The sequence below is a fragment of the Parvibium lacunae genome (assembly GCF_003335215.1).
GTDB classification, from domain to species: Bacteria; Pseudomonadota; Gammaproteobacteria; order Burkholderiales; family Burkholderiaceae_D; genus Parvibium; species Parvibium lacunae.
Map to the genome: position 1 here is coordinate 174,509 of NZ_QPGB01000006.1, position 6,840 is coordinate 181,348.

Annotated in this window: 7 protein-coding genes; 6 read left to right on the top strand and 1 reads right to left on the bottom strand. The window is 58.9% G+C overall.

From position 1 onward, the window contains the following. The first annotated feature begins 10 nt into the window (after positions 1-10). The 6 genes from DU000_RS12020 (at position 11) to DU000_RS12045 (ending at position 6,120) form a co-directional block, all read left to right on the top strand. Positions 11-1,300: a hypothetical protein gene (locus DU000_RS12020; RefSeq protein ID WP_114403646.1), complete on the top strand. Its 1,290-nt coding sequence runs from the start codon at positions 11-13 to the stop codon at positions 1,298-1,300. Beyond that, on the top strand, positions 1,297-2,007 hold the full coding sequence (locus DU000_RS12025) for an HAD-IB family hydrolase (RefSeq protein ID WP_114403647.1): 711 nt from the start codon (positions 1,297-1,299) through the stop codon (positions 2,005-2,007). Before DU000_RS12020 ends, DU000_RS12025 begins: the two co-directional genes overlap by 4 nt. Before the next feature lie 77 nt (positions 2,008-2,084). Beyond that, the gene (locus tag DU000_RS12030) at positions 2,085-2,990 is read left to right on the top strand and encodes a decaprenyl-phosphate phosphoribosyltransferase (RefSeq protein ID WP_114403648.1); all 906 of its coding nucleotides are present in this window, start codon (positions 2,085-2,087) and stop codon (positions 2,988-2,990) included. Then, positions 2,983-3,978 carry a lysylphosphatidylglycerol synthase transmembrane domain-containing protein gene (locus DU000_RS12035; protein ID WP_114403649.1) on the top strand — a complete coding sequence of 332 codons (996 nt, stop codon included), beginning with the start codon at positions 2,983-2,985 and terminating at the stop codon, positions 3,976-3,978. Before DU000_RS12030 ends, DU000_RS12035 begins: the two co-directional genes overlap by 8 nt. Then, positions 3,930-5,318, top strand: coding sequence for an FAD-binding oxidoreductase (locus DU000_RS12040; protein ID WP_147267022.1), 1,389 nt, complete (start codon positions 3,930-3,932; stop codon positions 5,316-5,318). The genes DU000_RS12035 and DU000_RS12040 overlap by 49 nt, the downstream gene beginning before the upstream one ends. 52 nt (positions 5,319-5,370) lie before the next feature. Then, on the top strand, positions 5,371-6,120 hold the full coding sequence (locus tag DU000_RS12045) for an SDR family oxidoreductase (protein WP_114403651.1): 750 nt from the start codon (positions 5,371-5,373) through the stop codon (positions 6,118-6,120). A 56-nt stretch (positions 6,121-6,176) separates the two neighbouring features. Here DU000_RS12045 and DU000_RS12770 read toward each other — a convergent pair. After that, positions 6,177-6,840 (bottom strand): hypothetical protein (locus tag DU000_RS12770; RefSeq protein ID WP_158529704.1); only part of this gene is annotated, 664 nt, incomplete at its 5' end.

Consider the following 6,840-nt stretch of genomic DNA (forward strand, 5'->3'; position numbering starts at 1 on the left):
GCAGCACACCATGTCTCGCCTGATTGCGCGCTTATGGCTACCGCGGCTACGCAGCGGTCATGATCTACCCAAAATCGGGCTATCCCGGCTTGGCGGCGCACTCCTCTGCCTAGCGCTGGCCGCCTGTGGCAGCCGACAAGAAACGGGGGGGGCTGCCCCCCGGCCCACCCAGGTTAGCGAAACCCGCGCAGACCCCGCACCGCTTTTCTCGCATTCCTTGTATGGCGCAACCCCGATTGCACAGCGACCACGACAACTCGCGCAGGCCTTGGGTTTGCCACCCCGGCTGTTAATTGGCTTAGGCACGGGTGCCGAGGCCACCGAATTACAGCGGCAGCGCATTGCGCAGATTGATTTGCTTGATCGTTATTTCAACCATGTTCCGGGTGAAGGTAAGCAAACCTGGCTCGATTGGGTCAGCCCTCCGGGGCAATACGCCATTCAGGTCAGCCAATTGGCTCAGCGCTTTCAGGCGGTGCCAATGGTCACGCTGTATCAAATGGCGACCCGTGGTGATGGCAATCTCAGTGGCCTGCAAGATCCTGTTTTCATGCAACGCTATTGGCAGAGCCTGCGGACCCTGCTGAGCCGCTTAGCCAGTACCCGTAAACCCGCGCTGCTGCATGTCGAACCCGACTTCTGGGGTTACGCCCATCGCCTCGCCAGCCATGACAACCCGGACAGCGTGGTCGTTAAAGTCAGCATTGACCCTGCCTGTGCCGATCTTCCTGATCATTTGCGCGGTTTCGCGAGCTGCTTATTGCGCATGGCTCGCCAACTGGCGCCCCAGGTTTATGTGGGCTTTGCCCCCAGCGATTGGGACGAGTTTCCAACCACGCGAGTGATCCGCTTCATGCATGCCGTTGGTGCTGCCCATACCGATTTTGTCAGCATGCAGACGCTGGATGGCGATGCTGGTTGTTTTGAAGCGCGCGCCGCGCCCTACTGCACCCGGGAATCACCGCAGGCGCGTTACTGGGATGACGCCAACCAGCGGCGACCGCATTTTGCCGAACATCTGGAACGCGCCCGACAATTTCACACCCAACTGGGCCTACCACTGATCTGGTGGCAAACGCCGATGGGGCAGCCGGCCCCTGAGCCTGGCGGGAAAACGGGCCGCTGGCGCGACAATCGACTGGCCTACTTTTTTGCCCACCCGCAGGCGCTGGTCAATGTCGGTGCGCTCGCCGTGATCTTTAGCCGCGCCAATCCTGGCAATACCGACTTGAGTACCGATGGCGGGCAATTTGCCCGCGCTTGGTCCCACTATCTCAAACACCCTACCCCATTACCATGATTTCCCCGCCACGCTCGACCAAGCACACCCTGGCCACCGCGCCCTCGTTGCAGGATGCCTCTGTGACCGTCGCTGCCTTTGATTTTGACGGCACGCTGATTGATCGCGATAGTCTGTGGCACTTTTTGCGCCACTGTTGCAGCACCGGACAATTGCTGCGAGCATTTTTTTTGGCCAGCCCTTATTTACTGGCCTGGCAGTTACGCTTGGGCCGTGACAGCAACAGCCGCGCCAAAGCGCAATTGTTGAAACACGCCTTTCATGCGCTCTCGCCCGCTGCTCTGCGTGAGCGCGGGGCAGCGTTCGTGCCCCAGCTGGATCATTGGTTGCGGCCCGCCATGCGTGAACGCTTGGCTTGGCATCGCGCAGCAGGCCACCACCTGGTCTTAGTTTCTGCGTCGCTCGATGTTTATCTAGCCCCTTGGGCTCAACAACAAGGTTTTGCCGCCTGCCTCAGTAGCCAGCTTGCCCATACCGATAGCGGGCATTGGCACGGACACTTTGTGACAGGAAATTGTTATGGGCCAGAGAAAGCCCGGCGCCTATCAGGGTATCTGGCCCAACAGTTTGGTGTGGCCAATAGCCATGGCAAGGCCCCATATCTGCTCTATGCCTATGGTGATACACGCGGGGATCGGGAAATGCTGGCAATGGCCGATATCGCCTATTACCAAGGTAAACTTCATACCCAACACACAACAATTTAACCGGTGGTCGGCAACCAACCGCCCCCACCGCAAACCCTGGCCGCACTTAGGTTGCCGGCCTGTCATGAGGATGCACCATGATTTATCCCGCCTGGCTGCGCTTACTCAGGCCCCACCAATGGACGAAAAATGCTTTTATTCTGGCGGGCTTGGTCTTTGGTAATAAGCTGCTGGACAGCCAACTAGTGATGCGCACGGGGCTGGCGCTGGTGGCCTTCTGTCTGGTGGCCTCCGCTATTTATGTCTTGAATGATTACCTGGATCGCGAGGCCGACCGCCAGCACCCGCGCAAGCGTCACCGCCCCCTCGCGAGCGGGGCGGTTTCACCCACCCTCGGCTTGCTACTGGCACTCGGCTGTTTATCGGTAGGCAGCGCGTTTGCCTGGCAGGCAGGTGAGCGGGTATTGGGCGTGGTTGCGGCGTATCTTCTGCTTAATCTCAGTTATTCCTGGCGCTTGAAACATATCGCAGTACTGGATGTGTTTTGTATTGCGGCTGGGTTTATGTTGCGGATTTTGGCGGGTACCTGGGCCATCGGCATTCCGCCGTCGGGCTGGCTGTTGTTGACGGGGATGTTCTTTACCTTGTTTCTAGGGTTTGCAAAACGACGCGCCGAGTGGGTCGATCATGCCGATCACACCCACCACCTCGCAGCTGACCAACAACCGGCCCGACGTAAAGTGTTGGCCGCTTATAGCACCCCCTTGCTAGATAGTTTTCTGGCGATTACGGCCACCTCAACGGTACTCAGTTATGGCCTCTACACATTGGACTCCAGCACCATTGCCCTGCATGGCAGCCCCTATCTGATTGCGACTCTGCCTTTCGTGTTGTTTGCACTGTTTCGCTATTTGTTGATTTTGCATACCGGCGGCAAAGGAGAAAACCCCAGTAAAGATCTGTTTACAGATCGGCCTTTGCTGTTGTGTGGCGCTGGTTACGTCACGCTGCTGCTAATACTGATTGGAAAAATTCATGTTTAACACCCCTTTTCTGAGTGGCAAAGCAGGGCGCGCGCTGGCTTGGTCTATCGCACTCGGGGCGCTCGGCTATCTCGCTCTGGCCTTAAGCTCGGGGTACCGCGAGGTGCTGGCCGCCATTCAACGGGCAGGCTGGGGGGTGCTACTCGGCATGCTGGGGTTATCGCTGGTCAACTACGGCTTACGCGCCTGGCGCTGGCACTGGTACTTGCGGCTATTGCGCCAACCCGACCAGCCTGTGGTACCTTGGCGCGTTAATACCCGCATTTATCTGGCCGGCTTTGCGCTGACAACCACCCCTGGTAAAGCCGGAGAATTGGCCCGTAGCGTCTGGCTGGCGCCGTGGGGCGTGCCCAAAACCCAGAGTGTGGCGGCTTTCTTTGCCGAGCGTTTACTAGATTTATTGGCGATTCTGCTGTTATGCGGCCTCGGGCTGCGGCTCTACCCCGCCGGTCAGTGGCTGATTGGCAGCTGTTTTGTGGTGGCGCTCGGTGTAGTTTTATTTTGCGCTCAAGCCAGCTTATTGGCGCGCTTGCACGCACGTTGTCTGGCGCGGCCCGGCGCAGGCTTTGCTTTCCTCGCCAAAGGCTTGGGCATGTTGCAGGCACTGCATTATTGCTTGCGGCCCGTGCCCTTCCTGAGTGGTCTATTGCTGGGCGTGATTGCCTGGGGTGCCGAAGCCTGGGCTTTTGCTTGGCTCTTGCATGCGCTGGCAGTGCCCTTGCCCGATACGCGGGCGGCGTTTGTCTATGCCTTTGCCATGCTGGCTGGCTCAGTAAGTTTTCTGCCCGGTGGCTTGGGGGGCAATGAAGCGACCATGATTTTCTTGCTGCAAAGCTTCAAGGAAGTTACCGTGCCCCTCGCGACAGCAGTATCCGCGACGCTCTTGATTCGCCTGGGAACCCTGTGGTTTGCGGTTCTGTTGGGTGTCTTGGCGCTGTTGTGGCCCTTGCCAACCCCGCCTGTGCCAGCGGCGGCACCTTCCCGATGAAAGCCACTCAAGCCCGCTTGCGCGCCTGGGGGGGCGTTGCTGAGCCCATCACACTATGCCAGCAGCCCACCTTTAGCCACCAACTGGGGGCCGCCTTGCAGCGCCCTGCGCCGAGCCATTTGGTAGTGGGAAACTTACGCAGCTATGGGGATGAAGTGCTCAACCCGGATGGCCATTTCATCCAAACAACCCACTGCGACCGCGTATTGCATTTCGATCGTCGCAATGGGGTCGTGCAAGTCGAAAGCGGGATAACACTGGCGGCACTCCAGCGCATTATTGCGCCGCATGGCTGGATGCTGCCAGTCACCCCCGGCACCGCACTACTCACAGTGGGCGGCGCAATCGCTAATGATGTGCATGGTAAAAACCACCATACTGCTGGCACATTTGGTCAACATGTGCGCGAGTTAGGGCTGGTTCGCAGCGATGGCCAAGTGCTTCGGTGCGGGCCAACAGAGCAGGCAGATTGGTTTGCCGCAACCCTCGGCGGCATGGGGCTAACCGGTGCGATTACTGAGGCAACGTTGCAATTACGGCCAAGTGGTAGCGGGCTACTCAACATTGAGAACCACCGTTTTGCCAATCTCGATGGGTTTTTTGCGCTCGACGCCCTGCATACGCCCCAGCATGAATACGCCGTCGCATGGATTGATTGCGCCGCACAGGGGCGCCAGCTAGGCCGAGGTATTTTTAGTGTGGCTGACCATCAACCCAGCGCCGGCGAGGTGCCACCAGCAGTCTTGCCGCCCTCTGCGGCAGCCTTGCGGCAACGTACAGTTCCGTGTGAATTGCCGGTTTCCCTGATTAATTCGCTGAGTTTGCGGCCATTTAATTGGTTTTATTACCACCGGCCAGGGGTTGGACTACCTGCCCACACGCAACAATCGATGTATCAGTGGTTATACCCGCTGGATCGGATTCAGCACTGGAATCGCCTCTATGGTCGTGCTGGCTTTGTGCAATTTCAATGTGTGATTCCGCCACAGCATGCCCGTGACGCCCTGCAAGAAATGCTCACGACCATTGCCCGCAGTGGCACGGGCTCGTTCCTCGCGGTGTTAAAAAACTTCGGCAACCAGCGCAGCCCTGGGCTGCTCTCTTTCCCCATGCCAGGCACCACGTTGGCGCTCGATTTTCCCTGGCAAGGGCAGGCCACCGCAACACTCTTAGCGCAGTTACATGCGATTAACTTGGCGGCCAAAGGACGCATTTATGCGGCGAAAGACAGCCACGCACCCGCCCATGCGCTGGCTGCAGGATATCCCGAGTTAGCGACTTTTTCCCGCTACCTTGACCCTAAACTACAATCGCGAATGCGCCAGCGTTTTGGTTTATGACGGCTGCACCGCTGCGTGATTGACCTTGATTGACTTGTTTTGCGAGAGACGAATGAGCAAGCACCAACGTATTTTGATTATCGGCGCCACCAGTGCGATGGCAGAAGCCACCGCCCGCGCCTGGCAAACAGAGGGGCCCTGCCGCTTTCATCTGCTAGCGCGCGACGCGCAGAAACTGCAGGCGATCAGCCAAGATCTACAAGCGCGAGGGGCAGAGGTAGCGAGTCGTGTGCTCGATATTCTGCAGACCGAACAACACGCCCCTGCCTTGGCAGAGGCTTGGCAATACCTAGGGGAAGTCGATATTGTTCTGATAGCCGCCGGTACCCTGCCCGACCAAGCCGCCTGCGCCGCCAGCGTCAGCGAAACTGAGCTGGCCCTGCGCAGCAATGGGCTCGCCATTGTCTTACTGTTAACCGAATTGGCCAACCGCCTGCAAGCGCAGCAACACGGCACCCTGGCAGTTATCAGCTCGGTAGCGGGCGACCGTGGGCGCGCCAGTAACTATGTGTATGGTGCCGCCAAAGCCATGGTATCAACCTGCCTATCAGGCCTGACCGGACGCTTGGCCGCGCATGGCATCACGGTATTGGATATTAAACCGGGGTTTGTCGATAGCCCCATGACTGCCCACCTCAGCAAAGGTGGGCCGCTCTGGGCAACCCCGGCGCAGGTTGCGCAAGATATTGTGCGGGCCGTGCGCCAAAGACGGCATGTGATTTACACGCCGTGGTTCTGGCGTTGGATTATGCTTATCATTCAACATATCCCACTGGCTATCTTCAAAAAACTGCGGTTTTGAGGCTAGTAATCTACCTCACTTCGTTCAAAACAGGTGTTCGTCAAAACCGTACCAGATCAGAGGTTGCTGCGCCCAGGGTTAAGCCCTAAGCCGGCAGGCCCGGCGTTTACCGCACGGCCAGTCAGCCCGCCACTGGCTTGGTATTCGCCGGTGATGCTGCCGTCTGTGCGGTTGATAATGAGATCGTCTTGTTGATCATCACTACGCATGACCCGGATCCAGGGGTTGGGGCTGGGGTCGGACTCGGGGTTGACGAGGTCGAGCTGGTTGGGTTGGCTGCGCCCGAGCCCGCCGTAAAACAGGCCGCTCAGGCTGCTGCCCAGGGTGCCGTAGACAACGCTTTGCATGAGGGCGTCGGGGTCCCCTAGCCCTTGCCCGCGCAGGGCGCGCCGGCTGATGGCGGCGTTGAGGGTGGTGCTGGCAAGGTTTTGTAGGAAGCTGTTGGCAACCACGGTGCTGCCCGCTTGGTTGGCGCTGGGGTTGACGTTGAGGGCGCGGGCCATGCTGCCGTTGTCAAAGCTGTTGGTGCTGTTGGTCAGGCCCATGGCGTTGGCCATGCTGCCGTTGTCAAAGCTGTTGGTGCTGGTGTCGCGGTTACCGCCGCTGCTGGCGGCGAGGTTGAGAATGCTGCTGATGGCGGCGGCTTTGGCGACTTGTTCCCATTGGATGCGGCTTTGTTTGCCACGGTAGACGTTGATGCTTTGGGTCAGGGCGTTGCTG

Bases quoted from the DNA above. Each gene is read 5' to 3' on its own strand.
- DU000_RS12035 (WP_114403649.1), top strand. From the start codon at position 2,983: ATGTTTAACACCCCTTTTCTGAGTGGCAAAGCAGGGCGCGCGCTGGCT.
- DU000_RS12020 (WP_114403646.1), top strand. From the start codon at position 11: ATGTCTCGCCTGATTGCGCGCTTATGGCTACCGCGGCTACGCAGCGGT.
- DU000_RS12045 (WP_114403651.1), top strand. From the start codon at position 5,371: ATGAGCAAGCACCAACGTATTTTGATTATCGGCGCCACCAGTGCGATG.
- DU000_RS12030 (WP_114403648.1), top strand. From the start codon at position 2,085: ATGATTTATCCCGCCTGGCTGCGCTTACTCAGGCCCCACCAATGGACG.
- DU000_RS12025 (WP_114403647.1), top strand. From the start codon at position 1,297: ATGATTTCCCCGCCACGCTCGACCAAGCACACCCTGGCCACCGCGCCC.